This is a genomic window from Candidatus Hinthialibacter antarcticus, assembly GCA_030765645.1.
GTDB lineage: Bacteria > Hinthialibacterota > Hinthialibacteria > Hinthialibacterales > Hinthialibacteraceae > Hinthialibacter > Hinthialibacter antarcticus.
This window is the reverse complement of sequence record JAVCCE010000039.1, coordinates 38,908-62,060: the sequence shown is the minus strand read 5'-3', so window position 1 is coordinate 62,060 and position 23,153 is coordinate 38,908. Positions and strand designations below refer to the sequence as shown.

17 protein-coding genes are annotated in these 23,153 nt (G+C 49.7%); 11 read left to right on the top strand and 6 right to left on the bottom strand.

The window, feature by feature from the left end; all coding sequences use genetic code 11:
* Positions 1–2 precede the first annotated feature (2 nt).
* On the bottom strand, positions 3–581 hold the full coding sequence (locus P9L94_09590; protein ID MDP8244320.1) for a DUF2062 domain-containing protein: 579 nt from the start codon (positions 579–581) through the stop codon (positions 3–5).
* Between the two features lie 49 nt (positions 582–630).
* Positions 631–1,797: a Gfo/Idh/MocA family oxidoreductase gene (locus P9L94_09585; GenBank protein MDP8244319.1), complete on the bottom strand. Its 1,167-nt coding sequence runs from the start codon at positions 1,795–1,797 to the stop codon at positions 631–633.
* A gap of 91 nt (positions 1,798–1,888) precedes the next feature.
* Between P9L94_09585 and P9L94_09580 the strand changes: the two genes are divergently transcribed.
* Positions 1,889–3,010, top strand: coding sequence for a sugar phosphate nucleotidyltransferase (locus P9L94_09580; GenBank protein ID MDP8244318.1), 1,122 nt, complete (start codon positions 1,889–1,891; stop codon positions 3,008–3,010).
* A gap of 34 nt (positions 3,011–3,044) precedes the next feature.
* Complete coding sequence (locus tag P9L94_09575) at positions 3,045–3,422, top strand: nitrous oxide-stimulated promoter family protein (GenBank protein ID MDP8244317.1); 378 nt, start codon at positions 3,045–3,047, stop codon at positions 3,420–3,422.
* Positions 3,423–3,471: 49 nt separating this feature from the next.
* Here P9L94_09575 and P9L94_09570 read toward each other — a convergent pair whose 3' ends face one another.
* A complete protein-coding gene (locus tag P9L94_09570; protein ID MDP8244316.1) occupies positions 3,472–5,382 on the bottom strand; it encodes a sulfatase-like hydrolase/transferase in 1,911 nt (636 codons plus the stop codon).
* Between the two features lie 127 nt (positions 5,383–5,509).
* Here P9L94_09570 and P9L94_09565 point away from each other — a divergent pair, with 127 nt between their 5' ends.
* The 7 genes from P9L94_09565 (at position 5,510) to P9L94_09535 (ending at position 14,006) form a co-directional block, all read left to right on the top strand.
* On the top strand, positions 5,510–7,807 hold the full coding sequence (locus P9L94_09565; GenBank protein MDP8244315.1) for a hypothetical protein: 2,298 nt from the start codon (positions 5,510–5,512) through the stop codon (positions 7,805–7,807).
* 82 nt (positions 7,808–7,889) lie between these two features.
* Entirely contained in the window at positions 7,890–8,294 is a 405-nt protein-coding gene (locus P9L94_09560; GenBank protein ID MDP8244314.1) for a heme-binding protein, read from the top strand.
* A gap of 30 nt (positions 8,295–8,324) precedes the next feature.
* Positions 8,325–8,615: a hypothetical protein gene (locus P9L94_09555; GenBank protein ID MDP8244313.1), complete on the top strand. Its 291-nt coding sequence runs from the start codon at positions 8,325–8,327 to the stop codon at positions 8,613–8,615.
* A gap of 18 nt (positions 8,616–8,633) precedes the next feature.
* Positions 8,634–9,971 carry a Gfo/Idh/MocA family oxidoreductase gene (locus P9L94_09550; GenBank protein ID MDP8244312.1) on the top strand — a complete coding sequence of 446 codons (1,338 nt, stop codon included), beginning with the start codon at positions 8,634–8,636 and terminating at the stop codon, positions 9,969–9,971.
* A gap of 89 nt (positions 9,972–10,060) precedes the next feature.
* The gene (locus P9L94_09545; protein ID MDP8244311.1) at positions 10,061–12,169 is read left to right on the top strand and encodes a right-handed parallel beta-helix repeat-containing protein; all 2,109 of its coding nucleotides are present in this window, start codon (positions 10,061–10,063) and stop codon (positions 12,167–12,169) included.
* Between the two features lie 8 nt (positions 12,170–12,177).
* The gene (locus tag P9L94_09540) at positions 12,178–13,206 is read left to right on the top strand and encodes a galactitol-1-phosphate 5-dehydrogenase (protein MDP8244310.1); all 1,029 of its coding nucleotides are present in this window, start codon (positions 12,178–12,180) and stop codon (positions 13,204–13,206) included.
* 11 nt (positions 13,207–13,217) lie between these two features.
* A complete protein-coding gene (locus P9L94_09535; GenBank protein ID MDP8244309.1) occupies positions 13,218–14,006 on the top strand; it encodes a glucose 1-dehydrogenase in 789 nt (262 codons plus the stop codon).
* Positions 14,007–14,175: 169 nt separating this feature from the next.
* Here P9L94_09535 and P9L94_09530 read toward each other — a convergent pair whose 3' ends face one another.
* Positions 14,176–15,534, bottom strand: coding sequence for a neutral/alkaline non-lysosomal ceramidase N-terminal domain-containing protein (locus P9L94_09530; protein ID MDP8244308.1), 1,359 nt, complete (start codon positions 15,532–15,534; stop codon positions 14,176–14,178).
* A 106-nt stretch (positions 15,535–15,640) separates the two neighbouring features.
* Here P9L94_09530 and P9L94_09525 point away from each other — a divergent pair, with 106 nt between their 5' ends.
* Together P9L94_09525 and P9L94_09520 are read left to right on the top strand one after the other, a co-directional pair.
* On the top strand, positions 15,641–16,978 hold the full coding sequence (locus P9L94_09525; GenBank protein MDP8244307.1) for a DegT/DnrJ/EryC1/StrS family aminotransferase: 1,338 nt from the start codon (positions 15,641–15,643) through the stop codon (positions 16,976–16,978).
* Positions 16,979–17,133: 155 nt separating this feature from the next.
* Positions 17,134–20,028: an FG-GAP-like repeat-containing protein gene (locus P9L94_09520; GenBank protein MDP8244306.1), complete on the top strand. Its 2,895-nt coding sequence runs from the start codon at positions 17,134–17,136 to the stop codon at positions 20,026–20,028.
* Between the two features lie 158 nt (positions 20,029–20,186).
* Here P9L94_09520 and P9L94_09515 read toward each other — a convergent pair whose 3' ends face one another.
* Positions 20,187–21,587 (bottom strand): sugar-binding protein, encoded by a 1,401-nt coding sequence (locus P9L94_09515; GenBank protein ID MDP8244305.1) that lies wholly within the window; start codon positions 21,585–21,587, stop codon positions 20,187–20,189.
* 155 nt (positions 21,588–21,742) lie between these two features.
* On the bottom strand, positions 21,743–23,104 hold the full coding sequence (locus P9L94_09510) for a DUF1552 domain-containing protein (GenBank protein MDP8244304.1): 1,362 nt from the start codon (positions 23,102–23,104) through the stop codon (positions 21,743–21,745).
* Positions 23,105–23,153: the final 49 nt, after the last annotated feature.

The window sequence follows — 23,153 nt, the reverse complement described above, 5'->3', positions numbered from 1 at the left end:
TCTTATTGAGCGGCGGATTTTTGCGTTTGCGCGGCTTCTTGGCGTTTGCGAATGCGCTCTTGCCGGGCGAGTTTTTTTTGACGATAAGAATTTACAACAAATTTCGTTGCGAAGTATGAAACAAACGACGTAACAATCGCAGATACAAACGCGCCAATCATCAAAGTGACAATTAAGTTCCATTGGTTTTGGCTATCTGTGAACAACTCCCAGAGTTCGGGGATCGTTGTCGGCGCAGTAAAATTCAGGGGGATGCCGGAAACCAAACTTCCGAGCCAAACCTGGACGGGATAGATGAATGGAATCGTAAGCGGGTTTGTGATCCAGACGCCAATCGCGGAGGAGATGCGGTTCGCTCCAGCAAATGTCGCGATGATGACGGCAAGGACCATTTGCGGGCCGGGCGGGGTGATTAAACCAATAAAAACGCCAAGCGCCATGCCTGCGGAAATTTGGTCGGGCGAGCCTTCCTGGCGAATGATCTTCAGATAAAAATAGCGCGTCGGGCGCTGAATAAACGAAACCATTATCAAATCAATCAAAAGCAGGACCGTGCGAATTAAACATCTGCGTCCAAGCATAATAGCCTCAGCGGTTATTATGCCAATGGATGTCGATATTTAGTTTTTGTTAAGATTGACGTAATGGGTGGCCTCGTTTTTTGAGTGGATACGCGACCCGGCCTTGTTTAAAATGAGATTCATAAACCGATGAAACCATTTCGATTGCCCAGCGACCGTCATACATGCTGCAAATCGGTTGCACGTCGTTTTCGACCGCGTGAATCAAATTTTTGATAGGGTGTTGCTCATGTTCAGGCAGGCTCCAATTTTCTGGTTCGGGTAGGTCTTTCCATTGAACGCTGCCGTCAGTGTGAGCGGGGAAGGGTGAATTCCAAATGGCGGCCTCGAGTCCTGATTGATAAGCGATGATGGCTTTGGTTCCATTGACGTCAAAACGCCATTTTTCACGCTTCGAGAAATTGGTGTTCCAATGGTCGTCCGTTTTGACTGAAGTCCAATGGCAAAAGATGTTGTTTGGAAACGCAAACGTTGCGCACATTGTGTCGCCTGCGACTAAATAGGGTTCGCGGCCCAAACGGGCGTCGTTGATCGTAATGTCGCGCCCATCTTGTTGAACGGTTGCGTTACACCAGAGCGGGTCGCCGAAATAGAGCCGCATTAAGTCGAAATCATGTACGCCTAAAACAATCAGGTCTTCGCCGCCCGCTCTTGCGTCTTGTTTTCCATACACGCGCATTTCAAGCACTGTTCCAATTGAACCGTCTTTAATCAATTGTTGAATTTGACGAAACAATTTGGTGTAACGTCGGTTATGGGCGATGAAAATTTTTGCGCCATGTTTTTCAGCGGCGCGAATGATGGCGTCGCTGTCTTCTAGGGTTTCAGTGATCGGTTTCTCCATAAATACATGGGCGCCACTTTCAATCGCTGTGATCGCCATATCTTTATGACAATCGGGCTGGCGCGGGGCGATGCTGACCAAGTCCGGTTTTTCTTTTTCTAACATTTCTCGATATTCGGCGTATTGCCGTTTGGCGCCGGAGCGCTCAGCCGCTTTCATGCGGCCATTTTCGTCATGGTCTGCGACCGCAACGACGCTGATGTTATCAAGTCCATTAAAAATTCTGTCATAGCCATGCCCGTAGTCGCCGCCGCCGGTGCGCCCTATGACCGCCGCCTTGTAATCTTTGGCAGCGGATGAAGATCGAACCGAAAATGTGGAAACGGCTGTCATTGAAACGCCTGTCGATAAAAATCTGCGTCGAGTTTGCATGGTTCTCTCCCCAAATCAGTGTTCTCACTATAGAAACTAGGCCAGTTGAATGTAGGATATCATCAAGTTGAATTTATAGGAGATTGTTTGTATGGCGCTTCAAACAGTTGGCGTGATTATGGCAGGCGGTTCGGGCGAGCGTTTTTGGCCGGTGAGCCGTCAGATGCGTCCCAAGCAATTGCTGCATTTAACCAGCGATGAAAAAATTATGCTGCAAGAAGCGGTCGACCGTCTGGCGCCAGTGTTGCCGCCGGAGCGTGTATTGATTGCGACCAGTCAGGATTTGCTCGGGCCGATCCGTGAAGCGCTGCCGAACCATCCGCCCGAAAACATCATCGGCGAGCCGTTGCGTCGAAATACGTCTGGCTGTCTGGCATTCGCCGCCGCCCATGCCAAAGCGCGGTTCGCCAATGAAGACGGCGACCTGTTGATGTCGGTGACCACCGCCGACCACTTGATCGGCGATGAAGAGCGCTTTTGCGATACCATTAAAGCGGCGCTGCGTTTCGCCGAACAAGAAGACGCATTGCTGACCATTGGCACGCACCCCACCCGGCCTGAAACCGGATATGGCTATATTGAAATATCGGAACTGAATAAACCGATTACCGACGAAGACGGCATCCCCATCTATCGCGTCTCGCGCTTTCTCGAAAAACCCAACCTGGAAGACGCAGAACATTATCAGGCTTCGCGGTTTTATTATTGGAACAGCGGCATGTTTTTCTGGCGCCTGTCGACTTTTACGAATAGTTTGCAAATTCATATGCCGGAACTATCAACTAGCATTGAGTCGATGGCGTTGATTTTAGAAGAGGGAAGCGGCGACGCGAGCGAAAAACTCAATGCCGTATTTGAGGCCTTGCCGAATATTTCAATTGACTACGGCTTGATGGAAAAAGCAGAAAACGTCTTTGTTACTTTGGGTGATTTTCGATGGGACGACCTCGGCTCATGGGACGCATTGTCCCGGATTCGGCGACGCGACGAACGGCGCAACACCGCTGTTGGAAATCCTATTTTAATTGACTGCGACAATGTGACTGCTTTTAACGAACCCGGTGGAGAAAAAATGGCGGTATGCGTTGTTGGCATGAAAGACGCGATTGTCGTTACGACGCATGACGCCGTATTGGTGTGCCCAAACGACCGCGCGCAAGATGTGAAAAAAGCGGTTGCAAAATTGAAAGAACAAAACGCAACTCAATTGTAATTGTTTGCTCTCTCGTAATAAGCGTTTCTATCAAATGATCTTAAATCGAATATTCTCAAAGCCGCTGGACTCCGCCTCGCTGGGCCGACGAACAGGGCCTGTTGATGAAAAAGTCTATGAAAAAAACCGCAAAGTTCTAGAAGCATTTATCCAAGTCTATTGCAATAAAAAACATGCGCCTCGCAAAGGCGAACTCTGCGATGAATGCCGTGATTTATTTGAATACGCCTGTGCGCGCGTGAAGCATTGCCCCTATGATCCCAAACCAAAATGCAAGCAATGTCCTACTCATTGTTACAAGCCGGAATACCGCGCAAAAATCAAAGAGGTGATGCGTTTTTCGGGGATGTACTTCATTAAACGCGGTCGCATCGACTGGCTGATTTTTTACTTTTTCTCTCCGTCCATCTAAAAAAAACGCCCCCAAGAAGTTGAGGGCGCGTGAAGAAATATTTCAATAATTATTCGCCGACTAACATCAGCATTAACCGACCAACATAACTCTGCGTACGTTTGGGGACGGATGGGTCAACCCGCTCCATTTTCGCTAATGCGGGTTTAAGCGAGTCGGCTTTTTCGCCGATCGCGATGATCGCGTTCAATGCAATCATCGCGGCAAAGGCGTTGTGGGATTTGATGTTCGCCCATTTTTCGAGCACCGGTAACGCTTTGCTTACATCGTCGTTGCTGCCGTATCGTCCGAGGGCTTCCGCAGCGATTGACGAAACATAGGGAGATTCATCTTGCAGCGCATTTTGCAAATTCGCTTTAGCTTGATCGACGGCGGCTTTTCCTCTCATTAATACGCCCATTGCGCCCCAGTAGCGTACTGCGCTGTCTGTATCAGAAAGATTATTTAAGATTGCTTTAAATTCTTCTGGGTTCGCAAGGCTTTCATTCTTCGCTTCATTCTTTTCAATTGAAGATGCGAGTTCGGCGGCCTTCATAATTTTTTCGATTGGATACTTGGACGAATCCCGCGCCATTTCATAAGGCGTAGAGCCTTTGCGTTCGTGGATTTCGCCTTCAGGCAAGAAGCCTACATCGCGTATTTTCAATAAGTGCTCGCGGTTGGCTTGGCGTAGTTTTTCTTTAATTTCCTGATGCGCGGGCGAATTGGCAAGATTGTGAATTTCGTCAGGATCATTTTCTAAATCATAGAGTTCCTCAGACGGTTTGGTTTCCCAAAAATAAGTTTGAGGCGGTTCAAGTTTGCCATCGTCGTACATTTTTTTCCAAACTCGCGTGGTCGGCGTCTGGAACATATACGCAAGATACTGTCCATAGACTTTATGCGGCATGTAGTTGCGAATGTACAGGTAGCGATGGTCGCGAACGCAACGCACCATGTCATAGCGTTCGTCCATGCGTCCACGAAAGCCGTAGGCTAATTTCGGAGGAGATTGGGTGTACGCGCCCGCGAAGGCGTGGCCTTGCATGTGCGTCGGCGGCTGAATTCCCGCCAGACTTAAGACCGTTTGCGCAAGGTCTATAAAACCGACCAAGCGGTCTGAACTGCCGCCTGTTTTATAATCGGGTGGGCGGAGATGTTTGTATTTTTCGGGGATGTGGACGATCATTGGAACATGTAAGCCCGAATTGTAGGGCCAGCGTTTGCTGCGCGGCATTCCTGAGCCGTGGTCGCCGTAGTAAAAGATAATAGTGTTGTCGGCAAGACCGTCTTCTTCAAGTTGGGCCAAAATCTCTCCTGCTTGCCCGTCCATCTGGGTCATTTTGTCATAATATTGCGCCCAGTCCTGGCGCACTTCCGGCGTGTCGGGGTGATAGGAGGGAATAGAGACTTTGTCGGGCTCGTGAACTTGCTCGTGCGGGCGTTTACGAATTTGGCTTTCGTGGGTTGTGGTGAAATTGAATATCGCAAAGAACGGCTGGTTTTCTTTTCGATTGCGAAAGTGGGCTTTACCGCTCGATTCGTCCCACACTTGTCCCGGTTTTTCTAAATTGTAATCCTCTTTGGAATTGTTGGTACAATAGTATCCGGCCTCGCGTAGGTACTGTGGATACATTTTGAATCCTGACGGCAGGATTGACGTGCTGCGCATGTGTTCGGAGCCGGTGCAGGGCGGGTACATGCCGGAGATGATGGTGGTGCGAGCCGGGGCGCAAACTGGAGCGGTCGACCAAGCGTTCATGTAGATGAGGCTTTTTTTCGCGAGTGCATCAAGATGGGGAGTGTCAGCGAATGAATCGCCGTAACAACCCATGTGCGGGCCGTTGTCTTCGCTGGTGATCCATAGAATGTTCGGGCGCTCCTGGTCAGCGGCGCGGGCCGGGTTCATCAGCAATGCGCTGGCGGATGCGGCGACGCTGGATCGGGCGATAAATTCTCTCCGGGTAAGAGGTCGGTTCATGGAAATGGCTCCCCACTATATATAGATGTATTGATTATTCAAAAAAACACAGCGTTCGTCTAGCTCTTGCTTGATGCAGGTTTGCTTGATACATAGAATTTAAAATACAATTAACTCTGTGGCTGTTATGAATGAGAACGCAAAAATCGATACGGGCAGTACGCCAACCGAACAAGCGCCGCCGCGATGGATGTCGCCGCGAGTCCATTGCGCGGTTGTTGTCGTCTTGTTTTGCCTGTTTGCGGCGCCGTTCGCCCGCTATGGCAACGGCGTTCCATCCTTTACATGGAGTTGGGTGTATTCGCAAGACGAGTTCGTCGAAATCTGTCAGTCATGGCAGCAAATTCAAATTTTCTATCGGGATTTACGCGTTCCAATTCCGCCCGTGATCGCCGGGTTGGAAATTCTTTCGTATCATTTGATGGGTCATTTTGAACTCGTCACAATTCATCTATATCGCGCTTTGGTGTTTGCGGCGTTCTTTCTGTCGATCATTGCTTTGAAGCGCGGCGTCGCCGGATATTGGTGGAGCGCGGCGCAAGCGATTGTATTTACCTGGGCGACGGCGAAGATCCATCCATTGAATCCACAAATATATGACCTATGGGTTCCATGTTTTTTTCTGCTTTATATTTTGTGCCTTCGACATGCCGCCGATGAAAAACGTGGTTGGCTTCTCTCTGCGGTACTCGCAGCATGTAGCGGATTGAGTCTCGCGTTCGTTGAAACCGCGCGCCCGTTTGTTTTTGTGCTGCTGCCGTTTTTGTTAGTATTTTCTCTAATTCGTCTGAGCAAAAGGCATTGGAGTATTTGGTTATTGTTTCTGGTTCCAGTTATTTTGCTGAGCGGCGGATGGCATCTTAAACTATTTCTGTATAACGATGGCCAATTGCTTGCAAGCAACAATAGCGGTTTTAATTTGCGGCGTTGTTGGGAACCCGTATTTCCGTTGCCCGAAGCAACAGTGAAATTAGAAGAAGGGTGGAAATATTATAATAACCCTCGACATATTGAAGTCAGCAACGAACTGAAATCGAAAGTTGTTCATTTCATTGTTACCCATCCATTTGTCAGCGCCAGACATACATTAGACCGCATGGCGGAGTTGTTCGGGCCAAAGGTCCGCGACCGGGTGATGCCGTTACAGGCAGGCATCGCAAAACCACTGCCCGCCAACCATCCTTGGCTTCCTGTTTATGTCGTATTGGTTCGGTTATCAGGCGTGTTTCTTTTGGTACGTTTGTGCGTAGTCGTCCAGAAGTGGATGCAATCGCCTTCGCTACATTTTTGGGGCGACGAAGCATGGATATTGCTTTTCTTCACGGGAGCGTCGATTTTGATATTGGCGGTGGGAGAATCCGGTGAAGATTACCGTTTTCTGATTTCCGTCTTACCGTGTCTTGCCGCAATTGCTCCGGTCGCGCAAGGAACGGTTCGAGTCCAAAAAATACATTTCGTCGTTCCCGTTCTGGTGATTGCTCTCTTTTCGCTCTGCGTAATTGGGAAGGCGGACTATGACAAGAAGGAAGGCAAGTTGTTTTTGCCGGACAACATCGCACAGTTTGCCAAAGCGGAAACCAGCTCGGTGTATGGGGTATCAAGGCCGTATGCAATTAATGACTGTATCGTCGCGGGCCACCCGGGCCCCTTAGAATTTGAATGGATCAGCGATGGAGAGCAGGAAGGCGCGTGGGCGAAATTGACTTGGGCTTCTCCCCAAATAATTGATCGCGTCTTGTTATTTGACCGACCTAATGCAGAAGACCAGGTGTACGGCGGGACGCTTGTTTTCTCTGATGAGAGTGTTATTCCGTTTAGCGTCTTAGAGAACACGGCGCAGCATCCGTATGAAATACGGTTTGGCCCGCGTGAAATTACTTGGATGGCCGCAGTGGTGAATCAGGTGAAGCCGGGTAGCCCGAATATTGGCTTCTCAGAAATAGCAGTCTATCAAGCCTCGAATCGCCCGTTGGTTCGATATGAGTATCGCGATCATTTACCTTCAGTGGAAGCGAACCTTGCTTTGAACGCGACTGCGACGGCGAGTTCGACGTTCGCTGGATACTCGCCAGATGGCGCAATCGACGGACAAGTGGGCGGCGTCCCTGGCGATTCTCAACAGGAATGGGCGAGCTCGGGAGAAGGCCGCGATGCGTGGCTTCGCCTGCAATGGGACGCCCCGCAGAAAGCCAATCGCATCATGCTGTTTGACCGCCCCAATCATCAAGACCAGATTTATAACGGAATCATTGTAATTAACGATCAGATTCAATACTCGTTTGGGACTCTAATGGATGACGCGTCTCAGGGACTCGTTATTGCATTTGATGAGATGGATGTGCAATCCATCCGTATTGTCATTATGGGAGTGAAAGACGACGGGCCGAATGTTGGATTGTCAGAAGTCGCCGTCTATCTGGAATGATGACAGAAATTATATGTTTTCGTTTGACATTGCTTGGGGCTTCGGTACACTATGCCCCAAACCTTATGGAGGAATCAAACCTATGTCAGACATTACCTTAGAACAAGCCCGTAACGCCGTAACCGCCGCTATCGAAAAATCCACAGAAATCGGCGCCAAAATGGACATCGCCATTGTTGACGCAGGCGCGAATTTGAAAGCTTTCGCGCGTATGGACGGCGCCTGGTTAGGCTCGATTGACATCGCTCTTAAAAAAGCCAAGACCGCGCGCTTTTTTGATATGGAAACCGGCGCCATCGGCGGACTTTCGCAACCCGGCGGGCCGCTTTATTGCATCGAACATTCCAACGGCGGACTGATTACGTTTCCCGGCGGCGTCCCCATTAAAAACAAAGCGGGCGAGATCATCGGCGCGATTGGCGTGTCAGGCGACACCGTAGAAAAAGACCATGAAGTTGCTGTCGCAGGAGCCGCCTCGGTTAGTTAAACGACAAGTAATCCCCCTTGGAGAAATAAAATGGATGTTGATACTGGATATGCAATATCAAATATCGTAATGCCTCTGCTTTCATTATTGATATTCATGGGCATTATTGTTCTCGCGATTCGATTTGTAATGAGTTTGCTTTCTTTTTCTCCTGAAGGCTTGATCGGTTGGGCGTGTATTGGTTCAACAATTGTGGGTATTTTAAGCCTTGCCTTTGCATGTCTTTTTTGTATAAGAGGAGACTCCGTCGGCGGGGGATTATGTTTCATCGCTTCGGCAGTTGCATTTGGCTGGTTGGCCGATGCAATGCTCAAAAAGTAAACCAAAGCAGGTGATAGGATGAAACGACGAACCTTTCTTTCCCACGCATCCGCCGCCGCGTTAACGGCTGCGCAAAGTCGTCGCGTCATGGGCGCGAATGAACGCATCGTGTTGGCGGGCATTGGCATCGGCGGGCGCAACACCAGCCTGCTGCGCGGCTTTATCAAGTTTGATGAGATAGACGTCAAAATGCTGTGCGACGTGAACCAGAAGCGCGGCGAATTGCATGACATGGCGGCGTTTATTGAAAACGCCCGCGATCAAAAACCAATCCTCTCACCGGAAATGAATGACGCATTCGACGATAAAGACATCGACGCCGCCATAATCGCCACGCCGGACCATTGGCACGGTCCGGCGGCGGTATTCGCCTGCCAAGCGGGCAAAGACGTCTACGTCGAAAAGCCCATCTCTCACAACATCTGGGAAGGCCGCAAGATGGTCGAAGCCGCGCGCAAATATAAGCGCGTGGTACAATGCGGCACCCAAAACCGCAGCGCGGAGTATAACCACAAAGCGTTGGAGTATATTCAAAGCGGCAAGTTGGGCGATGTGCATCTTTGCAAAGTTTTCAACATGAAGCCCGGTGGGCCGTTTACAATTGGGCCGGACAGCGAACCGCCGGGAGGCTTCAATTATGACTACTGGCTCGGCCCGGCGCCGATGCGTCCTTATAACAAAGACGTGGTCAGCGGATGGAAAATGTTTTGGGATTTTACCGCAGACGACCTCGCCGATGACGGCGCTCATCAGCTTGACCTCGCCCGTATGTTGATCGGCAAAGATCATCCCACCGCTGTGCATAGCAGCGGCGGAAAGTACGCCTTCAAAGATGACCGCGAAACGCCTGACACATTAGTCACGTCTTATGAATACGACGACGATCTGGTGATGACCTTTGAATTAACGCAATGGTCGCCGTATATGAAAAAGACGCCCAGTGAAATTCGTATGGGCGATTCGTACCCGCTGTGGTTCCAAAGCGCAACGCGCATCGAACTGTATGGCACAAAAGGCATGATGATGATGGGGCGCCACGGCGGCGGCTGGCAGATCTTTTCGAATGACGGCGAAGTCGTTGCGCAAGAGCCGGGGCGTTTTCCTGACTATCAAAACCCTGATCCGCATAAGCAAAACTTTATTGATTGTATTCGGTCTCGCGATCTTCCAAATGCTGACATCGAGATTGGGCATTACAGCGCGGCGTTGATTCACTTGGCGAGCGTGTCGCATCGCGTCGGCAATCAAAAACTCACATTTGATCCGAAACAAGAACGCTTTGTTAATAATGACGAAGCCAATCGGCTAGTCAAACGTGAATACAGGGCGCCGTACGTGGTTCCAGAAGAGGTTTGATTCTCTTGTAGGCTTGAGTACGCGCTTTCGCTCCCGCTGTTTTTCTGGCAAACTATATTCATATAAACATCTCTGATTGGGAGCGAAAAATGCGTACATGGACGCGACTTACCATCCTGCTGTTCCTCATGCAGTTTTGCATTGTAGATTCATTCGCCGCGAAAGAAACCGTTTTCTATATCTCACCTGATGGCGATGACGCCGCATCGGGGAAAAATTTACGAAGCGCATTCGCAACCGTCAACCGCGCCTTAGAAGAAGTCCGCTCATTGCGAGAAGACGGCGCCGAACGCGCCTACACGATTTATCTTCGCGGCGGCGTATATGAAATGGACGAACCGATTGTGTTTGCGCCAGGTGATTCAGGTGCAGATAACGCGCCGCTGACAATTACTTCATACAAAAATGAAAAACCCATCTTGCGCGGCGGCAAGGCGATCACTGGCTGGACGAAACAGGACAATGGAATCTGGACGGCTGAAATCCCAGAAGTCAAAAGCGGCGTTTGGTCATTTCGCGAATTATTTGTGAATGGAGAAAAGCGAGGCCGCGCGCGGGTTCCCAATGATGGCTTCAAGATTGTGGCCGGGTTCCCCGACGGCGGTCGCGAGGTTCACTATCACACCGATTGCCAGCGCTTTGAATATGCTGACGGCGATATTGACCCAAACTGGACAAACCTGCAAGACGTCGAAGTCATTGTTTATCACTTCTGGACGGATTCGCATTTGCCGATTCAATCCGTCGACGCCGACAAGCGCATCGTGACCTTCAAACACAAAGCGGGCAAAGTGTTCACGGATGATTTTTCCAGCAACGGCGCCCGCTATATCGTCGAGAATGTGTTTGAAGGTTTAGACCAACCTGGCGAGTGGTATCTCAATAAAAAAACGGGCGTCTTGTCAATCATTCCAATGCCGGGAGAAGATTTAAACAAAGCCGAAGTGATCGCGCCATCATTGCCGGAGTTTATCCGTTATGAAGGCGACCCCGCCAACCGCCGTTTTGTTGAAAATATCAATATTGAAAATCTGGCGTTTGAGTATACTAATTTTGAACTGCCGGTCGGCAACTCAAATGATCGCCAGGGTTCGTCCAGCGTCCCGGCGGCGATCACCATGATCGGCGCGAAAAATTGCGTGATTCAACACTGCGAGATTTCGAAACTCGGGACCTTCACAGTCGATATTTCAACAGGCTGTACCAACAACAAATTTCTATCGAACCACATTCATCACATTGGCGCGGGCGGTTTTCGCGTGAACGGCGGCTCGTATGACAGCTCGCCGCTCATGCGCACAGGTTTCAATACAATCAACGACAATGTGATTGAGTATTTTGGCGAAGAGTATCCCTCCGCCGTCGGCGTGTTATTAATGAACACCCAAGGCAACCGCGTAGCGCATAATGAAATTCATCACGGCTGGTACACGGGTGTTTCGTTGGGGTGGAGTTGGGGTTATCAGCCCAGCATCAGCCGCGACAATGTGGTGGAATTTAATCATATACATGACATCGGTCAGGGGCTGCTCTCCGACATGGGGGCGATTTACACGCTCGGCCTGTCGCCCGGTTCGGTATTGCGCAACAACTTGATTCACGACGTCAACGCCAACCATTACGGCGGGTGGGGAATTTATAACGATGAAGGTTCCAGCCATTTATTAATCGAAAACAATATTGTTTACAACACCAAGTTCGCTGGATATAACATTCATTTTTGCAAAGAAGTGACCGTGCGCAATAATGTTTTTGCTTTGGGGAAGCTACAGCAACTGAGCCGCAGCCGGGTCGAGCCTCATCAGAGCGTCTTCTTCGAGAACAACATCATTTACTGGAAAGAGGGCGAACTGCTCGATAATAAATGGAAAGACGAAACGTATGATTTTTATTTTCATCCGAAAAATGACAGCGGCGTTCGTGAAGCCAAAAGTACGTTCACGATGGATTGGAATGTATTTTTTAATCCCACTCAACCGCTGAGCGATGTTGAATTCAATGGTATGTCGATTGACGAATGGCGTAAGCAGGGCAAAGACCAACATTCCGTTTACGCCGACCCGATGTTTGTTGACGTGGACAACTTTGATTTTCGCTTAAAAGAAAATTCACCCGCATTGGATCTAGGGTTTCAGCCGATTGACATGAGCCGCGTTGGTCCGCGCTCGAAGCCTGGAGTGAAAGACAAAAAGCGATGAAGGCCTTAATGCTGAAAGAATATAACGAATTTGAAATACAAGAAATTTCGCAGCCTGAGCCTGGCGAAGACGAGGTCTTGATTGCGATCAAAGCCTGCGGCGTTTGCGGAAGCGACGTGCACGGAATGGACGGTTCCACCGGGCGCCGCCGCCCTCCGATTGTGATGGGACACGAGGCCTCCGGCGTGATTGCTGCTGTTGGCGCTAAAGTGCGACAATGGAAACGCGGCGACCGCGTCACCTTTGATTCGACCGTCTATTGCGGCGCCTGCTGGCATTGCCGTCGCGGCGAAATCAACTTGTGCGACGACCGCCGCGTACTCGGCGTCTCCTGCGAGGATTACCGCCGACACGGCGCATTCGCTGATTATCTGGCTGTGCCCGAACGCATCGTCTACCGCTTGCCGGATACGATCTCATTTGAACAGGCGGCGTTTGTGGAACCTGTCTCTATCGCTGTTCATGCAGTCGAAATCACGCCGGTTTCATTGAACGATACGGCGGTAGTGGTCGGCGCGGGCATGATTGGTTTATTGGTTATACAAGCGCTGCGCGCCGCTGGCTGCGGCACTGTGATTGCGATTGATCTGGATGAGAATAAACTGCAACTCGCGAAATCTCTTGGCGCGACAATTGGGCTTTTGGCCAATGACGAAAACGCGATTGCATCAATCAAAGAGATGACGGGCGGGCGCGGAGCAGACGTCGCCATTGAAGCTGTCGGGGCGACCGCGCCGGTTGCGACTGCGATCCATTCGGTTCGCAAGGGCGGGGCGGTGACGCTGGTTGGCAACCTTTCGCCAAGCATCGAACTGCCGTTGCAATCTGTCGTGACCCGTGAAATTCGCCTGCAAGGTTCGTGCGCGTCTAAAGGCGAATATCCCGCTTGCTTAGACCTGATCGCCAGTGGCGCCATCCAGGTCGAGCCGCTGATGAGCGCCGTCGCGCCGCTGAGCGATGGGGCGGAGTGGTTTCAGAGGTTGTACAAAAAAGAAGCCGGATTGATGAAAGTGATATTACAGCCAGAACAGGCATAGGATTGATCTAGATGAATACTTCAATGTTTGATTTGACGGGAAAAGTTGCGCTTGTTACGGGAACCAGCCGTGGTTTAGGACAGTACATGGGACGCGCTCTAGCCAACGCGGGCGCAGATTTAGTCATCACCAGCCGTGCGCTGGAATCGTTAAAGCCCTTTCAGCAAGAAATCGAATCGCTTGGGCGAAAAGCGTTTGCCGTCGAGTTAGACGTAACCAAGCAGGATAGCATTGTGTCCGCCGTTAACACGGCAGTTAATCATTACGGCAAGATCGACATTCTTGTGAACAACGCAGGTTGCAACCGCCGCAAGCCCGCGATGGAAGTCACTTGGGATGATTGGAACTTCGTGCTCGACGCCAATTTGCGCGGGACGTTTTTTGTTTCGCAAGCGGTCGCGAAGTCTATGATCGAAAAAAAATACGGACGCATTATCAATATCGGCTCGGTGACATGCGTGGCGGGCTATGCGGGCCTCGCGCCCTATTGCGCCAGCCGCGGCGGCGTCAAACAACTGACCATGAGTCTTGCCGACGATTGGGGCGTCAATGGAATAACAGTCAATTGCCTGGCGCCGGGTTGGTTCAAAACCACTCAGAACGCCATGATGTATGAGAACGAGGAATGGGTTGAATACCTCTGCGACCGCATCCCTTTAAAACGCCCCGGACAACCGCACGATCTTGATGGTACGGTTGTCTTTCTTGCTTCGGACGCCAGCGAATATATCACCGGGCAGACGCTGTTGGTTGACGGCGGCATCTCGACTGGCGCGACGCGGGCGTTGCCAAAGAAGTAAGAGTTAGAAGCCATCTAGAAATACCTGATCGTTCGCTGTGTATGGCATGGGTATAACTCTGCTTGCTTCAGTGCGGGCTTTCAGGCCCTTATGCACAGGCTCTCCCAGAGTTGCACCCATGCCAAAATTGGTTTGTCAATTGTTCATGAGTTTTAATACTCTTTTGTAATCATTGTTTTTGAGATGGCTTCGAGTTGATTTCAGAAACCAACTGGTCGACTTCATCGACGATGGATTGCTCGACGGTTTCCGCCCAGGGGCCGTGTAAGCCATAGTAAATCATTGATGTCTCGGATTCATATCCGCCTTCACGCAACACGCGCAGAGACGGGATGTAGGCGAACACATCGTTGGCGTAGGCAATCACCCAAGTCGTCTCGCGGCCATACTCATGCTTAAAGCGAAGCGCATAATCAACGACTACTTCGCCCGCCAAGGCCACCCAGGTCAATTCGCCAATTTTCCACACTTGAATCGGATAGGGATACGTCTCGGATATTGATCCTTTAGAAACCAGCGTCTGCAAGAGATTTCGCGCCCGGCTTTGTATGTATTTATTTGAACTCTCGCGTTGCTGTTCAATTTCTTCCCGGCTAGGAGCAGGGGTTAATTGCAGGTCAATTGTGGATGAATTGACTTGAAGGGAACCGTCTAGGTTTTTCATTGGTGCGTTCAATACAGACGCAACCGCTACCGCTAATTCGCGTCCATGAGACTTGGCGTGATCGAGTTCGCGGCGCGGGTTCGGGTTGGCGTCGCCGCCGCATCCGCTCCAAAACATGGCGGTCGCGTCAGGATATAAACGCTCAAGTTCCAATTGGGCGAACCCTGCATAATCGCCGCAGTATTGGTAAAAATCCATCGTGGTGTTGTGGCAGGCGTAGCCGAATACCATGCCGATGACTTTGCCGTCAGAATTTTGAATCGACAAAACCGGGACGTCGTGATCGACGGGGGCGATAGGGTTCAGCCCAATTCTTACACCCTGTAGTGTGTATTCACGACGGTTAATAGCGAATGTCGCTTCACCAGTTCCATACGATAACGAAACGGGTTGAAGGTTTTGCTGTGATTGCAAAACGGCTTGGATGATGTTTTTGATTAATGTATCCGTGTAGGACGCGATTAGCGTTTTTTGTTCATCAGACAGATCGTACATATCGTTCAGGTTTTTGCGAACCACCGGGCCGCTGTGCGTATGAGACGAAGTCAGCATCAGGTTTGACGCGGGCATCCCGGTTTTTTCTTCGACTTGAGTTGAAATCGCCTGCGTCATTTCTGAGGTCACGCCGAGCAGGTCGATAGTGACCATGGTTACCATTGAACCTTCGTCGTCTTTCAATGTGAGCGCTTTGGCGTAGAGATCATGTTCGACGCCTTCCGCCGGGTGATTGCGGGCTGCGTAACCCGCCATCCAAATTTTATCTTGCGGCGTGATGACGACTTTTGCGATGCCTGCTTCATACGCCGCTGCGTTGAATGTTACGACAGTCAAAAGAATCAATGGAAAAAGTCGATATGCTTTCATTGTCCCATCTCCACTTTGTTTTTATTTCTCTGGTTCCATTTTAGAGTATCTGATAGCATAGAGAGAAGATAGGTATATTTTTTGCCGCGATTGAGGAGATCAACCCATGAGTACAAAACCAAACCGCCGTACGTTTTTGCGCCGCTCCGCCGTTGGGGCCGCGTTGGCTGCGACGTCTTCCCCTTGGGGAATTTCGCAAGAGTCTGCAAAACCCGCCGCATTGGGCGGCGCTCCTGTGCGCAAGGCTTCGTTTGCTTCCTGGCCGCAAATTCAGGCCAACGACAAAAACGTTTGGAGCGATGTGTTAGAGAAAAAAGGCTGGTGTCGTCTCAATGGCGATTATGTCAAAACCTTTGAGCGCGAATATGCCGCAATGCTTGGCGCCCGCGATTGCATTGCGACATCCAGCGGGACGACGGCGCTATTCAGCTCGCTCAACGCTCTCGGCGTCGGCCCCGGCGATGAAGTCATCGTTTCGCCTTACACTTTCGTCGCCAGCGTGAACGTCATTCTTCTGCAACATGCGGTTCCGGTGTTCGTTGACACAGACCGCGCATCGTTTCAGATTGATGCAACGAAGATCGAAGCGGCGATCACCGAGCGGACCAAGTGCATTATCCCTGTTCATCTGGGAGGCTATCCTGCTGATCTGGACAAGATTCTGGCCGTTGCCAAAAAGCATAACATTCCAGTTCTTGAAGACGCCTGTCAGGCGCACCTGGCGGAATGGCGCGGCAAGAAGGTTGGGACCATTGGCGACCTTGGGTGTTTTAGTTTTCAAGTGACGAAAAATTTAAGCGGCGGCGAAGGCGGCGCCATTACGGGTTCAAATGAAGAACTGATGGACCGGTGTTTTTCGTTTCATAGCAATGGCCGCGAGCGAAAGAACACTTATGGATTTCAATATCTCCATAACGGCGTCAATGCGCGCATGACCGAGTTTCAGGGCGCGATACTCACACAACAAATGACGCGAATTGAAGCGCAAGCCAAGCGGCGTAGCGATAACGCCGATTACCTAACGTCTTTGCTCGATCCGATTGCGGGAATCCATCCTGCGAAACTCTATGACGGCGTTACGCAAAGCGCGTATCACTTATACATGCTGCGTTATGATCCAAAAGAATTTTCGGGGTTGCCGAGAGATAAATTCAAATCGGCAATGCAGAAGGAAGGCATCCCCTGCTCGACGGGTTACTCTCCTTTGAACAAAGAGCCATTTTTAGATGAAAGCCTCAATTCAGCAGGCTATCAAACCATTTATGGTAAAGAGTATATTAATCGCTGGTTTAAGAACAATCATCTCCCTGAAAATGATCGTTTGTGTGAAGAAGCAATCTGGTTCTTGCAGTTTATGTTGTTAGGCGAGAAGTCAGATATGGAACAAATCGCAGTCGCGATCCGAAAAATTCAACAGCATTCATCTGTATTAGCCAAAGCCTAGTCTCTGTAATCAAACGAACAATCGCCCGGGATAACCTTCCGGGCGATTTGTGTTTGGCTAAATGTAGTTCTTAATTCTGATCGCGGTTATACTTGACTAAAGTGCTTGAATTAGATGTGCGAAACTGTTTCTTTCACATGAATCGGGGAGATAGAATGCGACGTATAATCTTTGTATTACCAGTTTTCATATTGTTGATTTCAACCGAAAATCTCTGGGCGCAATACAACCAATCCCTCGTTGTGGATGAACTTGTGACCGCGATTGAGTCCAGGAATCCACAAAAAGGGTTTCAAGCCCTTGATGCAATTCAGGCCGAGTTGATTGGTGACGATTTGCGGAATATTGACGCAGCTCTGCAGAAAGTTGTTTACAATGACAGTTGGATGGAATTTGTTAAACAACTTTATAACAAAGCCAATCAACATTCGATGATTGGCTCTCAATTGTCCCGCTGCTATTGTCAGACTGACCGCGTTGAAGATGGGATTACTTTAATGAAGCAGATGGTTGCTGAAGATTCAAACAACCTTCTGCTGCTGCATCGTGCTTGCATCGTTGGTTATTCAAATAATCAGTTTGAAGACGCCAATCTCTGGATCGCACGGTTGCTTGAACTCGAACCTGGGCATATTGATGCGCTTTTTCTCAAAGGGGCGGTACTGTCAAAAGAAGGCAAGTATGACGAAGCGCGTCGGATCTTGCTTGAAGTCGTTCGTCTCGAACCAAACCACCGACTTGTATTTTATGAGTTGGGCCTGTTAGAAAACCTCGATAACAAACCCGAAAAAGCTGAACAATATTTGCGTAAAGTGATCCAAATACAACCGTTTCATCAAAAAGCCTACAATCAATTACTGCTGAGCCTTTCGAGGCAAAAGAAAAAAGATGAACTTGAGAAGGTCCGGGCGATCGGCGCCTATCTAAACGATTGGGGAAAATCCAAACTGGTGCGAATTTTCGAGCTGTTTAACCGCCAAAATGCTCTTTCTCCCCAAGAAACGCTTGAAATTTCGTTGGAGTATTGCCAAGTCGGACGAAACGATCTTGCCTATAAACATCTCACGCGTTTAGTTGAAAACGGAAACGCTAACAACCAAATATTGTTGTTATTAGGGCAGATTGAGTATATTCAGAAACGGTTTGAGAAAAGTCTAGCGTATTTAAAAATCGTTTCAGACAAACGGATGCGCTCAACGGAATATTATATGAAGATTGTCGCAGGATCGTTGTTTGCATTAAAACGATATGAAGAATGTGAAAAAATCGTCGTTGCGGCTCTTTCGGTTTATCCTGAATCAGAACCGTTAAAAGCCTTGAAAAAAATGATTGATGAAATAGAGGCGTCGCCAACTACAATGGCTCAAGCAGAGTTGAAATCGGCCTCAACGGAAGAATCAAAACAAGTAACCGCCGATAGCGGCGAGAAAAATAAAGAGCGCTCCAATCATTTAAAGAAAGGTGCGCTTAAAGAAGTTGCACCGGGCAAATTTCATTTCGTCGATGCGTCAGAGCAAAGCGGGTTAATGGCGTTTCAGCATCGCTTAGGCCACCCCGACAAACGTTGGATACTAGACGCGATGGGGTCAGGCGTCGCTGTCGGCGATTATGACAATGACGGCGATGATGACATTTATTTTTCAAACGGGCGGCCTGATGCGGTAAAACCAGATAGCAATTTCAGGAATTATTTGTTCCGTAACGATCAGGGACAGTTTGTCGATGTAACGCTTGAAGCAGGCGTCGGCGATTTGGGCTATTCAATGGGGGCCGTTTTTGGCGATGTCAACAACGATGGCTGGTTAGATTTATACGTCGGAAACTTCGGTCGCAATACGCTTTATATCAACAAGGGCGACGGTACGTTTCACGACGCGACCGACTCAGCGGGCGTCGGCGACGGCGGATATTGCGCCGCTCTCACAGTGGGCGATTTTAATAAAGATGGTTTTCTGGATATTTATGCAGGAAATTACGTCGATTTTGATCCTGTACGCGATGCAGAACGCCGCGGCGACTTTTACGGCGTTTCCGTTTTTGTCCATCCATTGGATTTTGACGCACAACCTGACCGGATGTACTTCAATCAAGGCGATGGGACCTTCAAAGATGTTATGGGAGACTTTGGCCTGAATTCGACGAACGGCAGAGCAATGGGGGCGGTCGCATTCGACATGGAAAACGATGGCGACCTCGATTTGTATGTGACCAACGACACGACATATAACTTTGTGTTTCAGAACAATAACGGTTTTTTTGAAGATGTCAGCTATTTTTCCGGCGGCGCTTTTACCGCCAACGGACAGGAACACGCCAGCATGGGGATGTCGCCGGGCGACTACGACAACGACGGTTTTATGGATTTATTTGTCACCTCTTACGTCAATCAGACAGACCTTATATACCGCAACGATGGAAAAGGCATGTTGCACGATGTGACCGGAATCGTTGGCCTGCTGAACCCAAGCTTTCTCAAAGTCACATGGGGAACCAATTGGTGCGACTTTAACGCTGACGGATGGTTGGATGTGTTTACCGCCAATGGGCATATATATCCACAAGTGGATGAAATGGACCTGACCCATACCTATCGGCAAGGCGTTTCATTCTATCAGAACCTAGGCAAACAGTTTATCGATGTGACAGGGCCGAGCCTACCCAGCGGTATTCGCATGGAATCGGGACGTGGTTCGGCAATGTTGGATTTCGATAATGACGGCGATATGGACATTGTCGTCAATTGCATCGATGCGAAGCCTGTCTTGCTTGAAAATAAGACGCAGGGTAAGAATTGGTTGAATGTGAAATTACTTGGATCAAGCGCCCAAACCTACGGCGTTCGAGTGGTCGCTAGAAAAAGTGACAATCACTGGACGCGAATTGTCGACGGCGGTTCAAGTTATATTTCTCAATCGACTTCAACGTTGCATTTTGGCTTCGGCGATTACCAAACCATTGATGAGTTGACCGTTTATTGGAACCATGCCGCACCGACGGTAATTCAAAATCCCACTATGAATTCATTGATAACAATTGGCTTTCCTAAGTGATAGACGCCTCCAGTACAAACAGGGGGAACGCAGACTTTGCGATGTTTTTCGGTAGGCTCTTTCATTCACGGCTTTAGCCGGGGAGATTGGTTTTTAAATGCATAAAAAAAAGCCCGGGAATTGCTCCCGGGCTTTTTGAATCCAATCAAGATTGAGAATTAGTATTTTTCCCAAACGGTTGAATCAACGCTTGACGAGTAAAGAACTAACTCGCCCCACATCGTTGGATTGTTCCATGATGAATCATCTGCGCCATAGATGCGGTATTGAGTGTCGCGGTTTTGCACCGCTGGATCATCACTATCGTTAATGCCGATATCAAAGCCAATTACCGGGGCCATAACGCTCATGCTGGCGCGGAACTCTAAGATAAAGCCCGTTCCGTCTGGTTTGAGCACTGTGACGCCGTTTGATATGTCATTGCTTCCATCAGCATCAAGACTGCCGTCGCCAATAAACGTCGGAAAAATGTCGACGCCGTCTTCGCGCTCCGCAGATTTGTTGAAATCGGGATCGATGCGAAGTTCGATGCTGTCTTTAAGATGGTTTCCTTCGGTGCGGCTGAAGTCCAAGACATCGTCTGTGACGTCAACAGCCAGATAGAACCACTCTTCATCATTCATGATGTACGCAACAGCATGTGAATCTTCATAAGTCTGTTTACCGTTGCCGAATTGACCGCCAACGACGCCCGCGTCTTCGGTGGTGACGCCAGGGCGAATTTCGTCATTGGCGTCCCAAGCGATCATCGTTGCGCCCGACCATTCGCCAGCATTTAACACGCCGTCTAGAGTCGGCGCTGAGGTCGCTTGACCTGAGACCATGCGGCCAAATACGCCGTTGCCAGGGCCGGTGGCCAGAGTCAGGTCGCCCCATTTGAATGGGTCGTTCCAGGAGGCGTCATCAATACCAGTCCAGCGATACTGGGTGTCGCGATCGGCTACGTCACCGTCATCACTGTCGTTAATGGCGACATCGAAACCGATGATATCGGCGAATGTTTGCGCGCTAACACGAAATTCAGCCATGAAGCCTGTGCCGTCAGATTTTTCTGTAAATACCACTTCAGAAATATCTGCATTAAAGTCAGCGGTTGCTCCGTCACGCATGAGGGTGGGGTAGACATCAATGCCTTCTTCACGATCATCCGTGTCGTTGTTATCCGAATCGATGCGAACTTCGATGCCATCTTTGCGATGATTTCCATCCGTGCGGCTGGTGTCATTCACATCATCAGTGATATCGAAAGCGAGATAAAAATTTTCGCCGTCGTTCATGATATAGACCAACGCGCTTGAATCTTCGATGGATTGTTTGCCGTCGGCATTCGGGCCGCCGACTAGACCGGCATCTGTCGTGCTGACGCCTGGTGGTGTTTCATCGAGAGCATTAATACTGATGCGAGCGGCGGTTGCATACTCATCCAAGTTTACAATGCCGTCGATGGTTGGCGCTGCGTTCGCCCAACCAGCGCTAAGCGAAAGAGGTGCATCTTGCGCTATTACGCCGGATGCTGCAAAAACGCATACACCGAGCATTACCATACCTAATTTTTTCATACTATGTGACCTCCCCAGATTTAAGTTGTGTAGATAAAACTATCTATACTATCTATTGAATGAAAAAACCGATTGAATGTCAAGGTAAATTTTAGGAATTTAATAAGAATTGCTCTCTGTCGTACGATAGAGAAATGGTGGAACGAGGGGGGGCTTTAAACCAAAACGCCGGGTAGATGGCCCGTGCTGTCGGCAAAGCGTTCGACAGGAGCGCCGAACGCATCCATCATGGATACATATAAATTGGCGAGCGGCGTGTCTTTGCCATATTTATTGTGGAACCCGGTCTTGATTCTGCCGCCGCCGCGTCCACCTATGATGATGGGTAAATTATGAGGGTCGTGACGGTCGCCATCGCTGAGACCGGAGCCAAATAGAATCATTGAGTTATCGAGCAAGGTCTTTTCGCCTTCTTTGATTTGCTTTAAGCGGTTGAGTAGGTACCCATATTGCTCGACATGCCATTGGTTAATAAGTTGATACTGGCGTAGTTTGTCTTTGTCTTTTTGATGATGTGAAATCGAATGGTGAGCGCCGTCGACGCCCTCAACAAACGAGAAGTTCTTGTTGCTAACCGAGTTTCCGAACATGAAGGTGCAAACTCGAGTTGAATCAGTCTGAAACGCCAACACCATCAAGTCCATCATCAAGCGGACATGCTCAGCGTGTTCTTTGGGAACGCCCTCCGGCGGCATTTCTTCTGGATCAAACGCAGCGCGCGGCTCCCATGTTTCTTCATCAGGGCTGTTGGCGCGTTCGATTCGCTCTTCAAGCGAACGGACGGAATGTAAGTATTCATCCATGCGGTTTTTGTCGGATGCGCCCAACTGGCGGCGTAATTGGTTTGCATCTTCAAGAACCAAGTCGAGCAACGGCATATCGTCGCGTGCGTCTGTAGGGCCAAGTTGGCTGGCGCGGAACATGCGTTCATAGACCAAACGGGGGCTAATCTCTTTCGCAAGCGGACTGGTGGGCGTTCGCCAGGCGATGTGTCCGCCGTATACGCGGGTATAGCCGACGTTGACGTCGACGCCGGTGTGGACGGGTTCCGTCCCGAGTTCTAAGGATGCGATCGGCGTCTTGGTTTTGGTATGAAGCGCGGCGAGTTGGTCAACCGAAATGCCGTTGCTGTTGAGGTCAACGCCCACGGTTTTGTTGATGGTACGGCAGGTGAGAAAGCCCGCTGCTTTGACGTAATGACCATCGCCGGTATTGCTGCCTGCGTTCCAAAGGTTCGTTAGAACCAGAATATCGTCTTTTAAATTTTTGAGAGGCAAGAGAGAAGGGGACAGTTCAAAGTCATGTCCGTCAGAATCGGGCGTCCACATTTTGGGGTAAACGCCATTGGGCATAAACAGCGCCGCCATGCGAACCGGCGCTTGCTCATCTAGCCCATTTTGACCGGAGTTCGCGAAACTCGCCAACGGCGCCATCGCTTCGAGCCACGGCAAAGCCAATGCGGCGCTGGCTCCGCGTAATAATGTGCGTCGGGTGAGTTTGTTTGATTGCGTCCCCATTTACTCGCTCCAAATCATTGACAACAAATCAGTATAGAAATGTTTACTG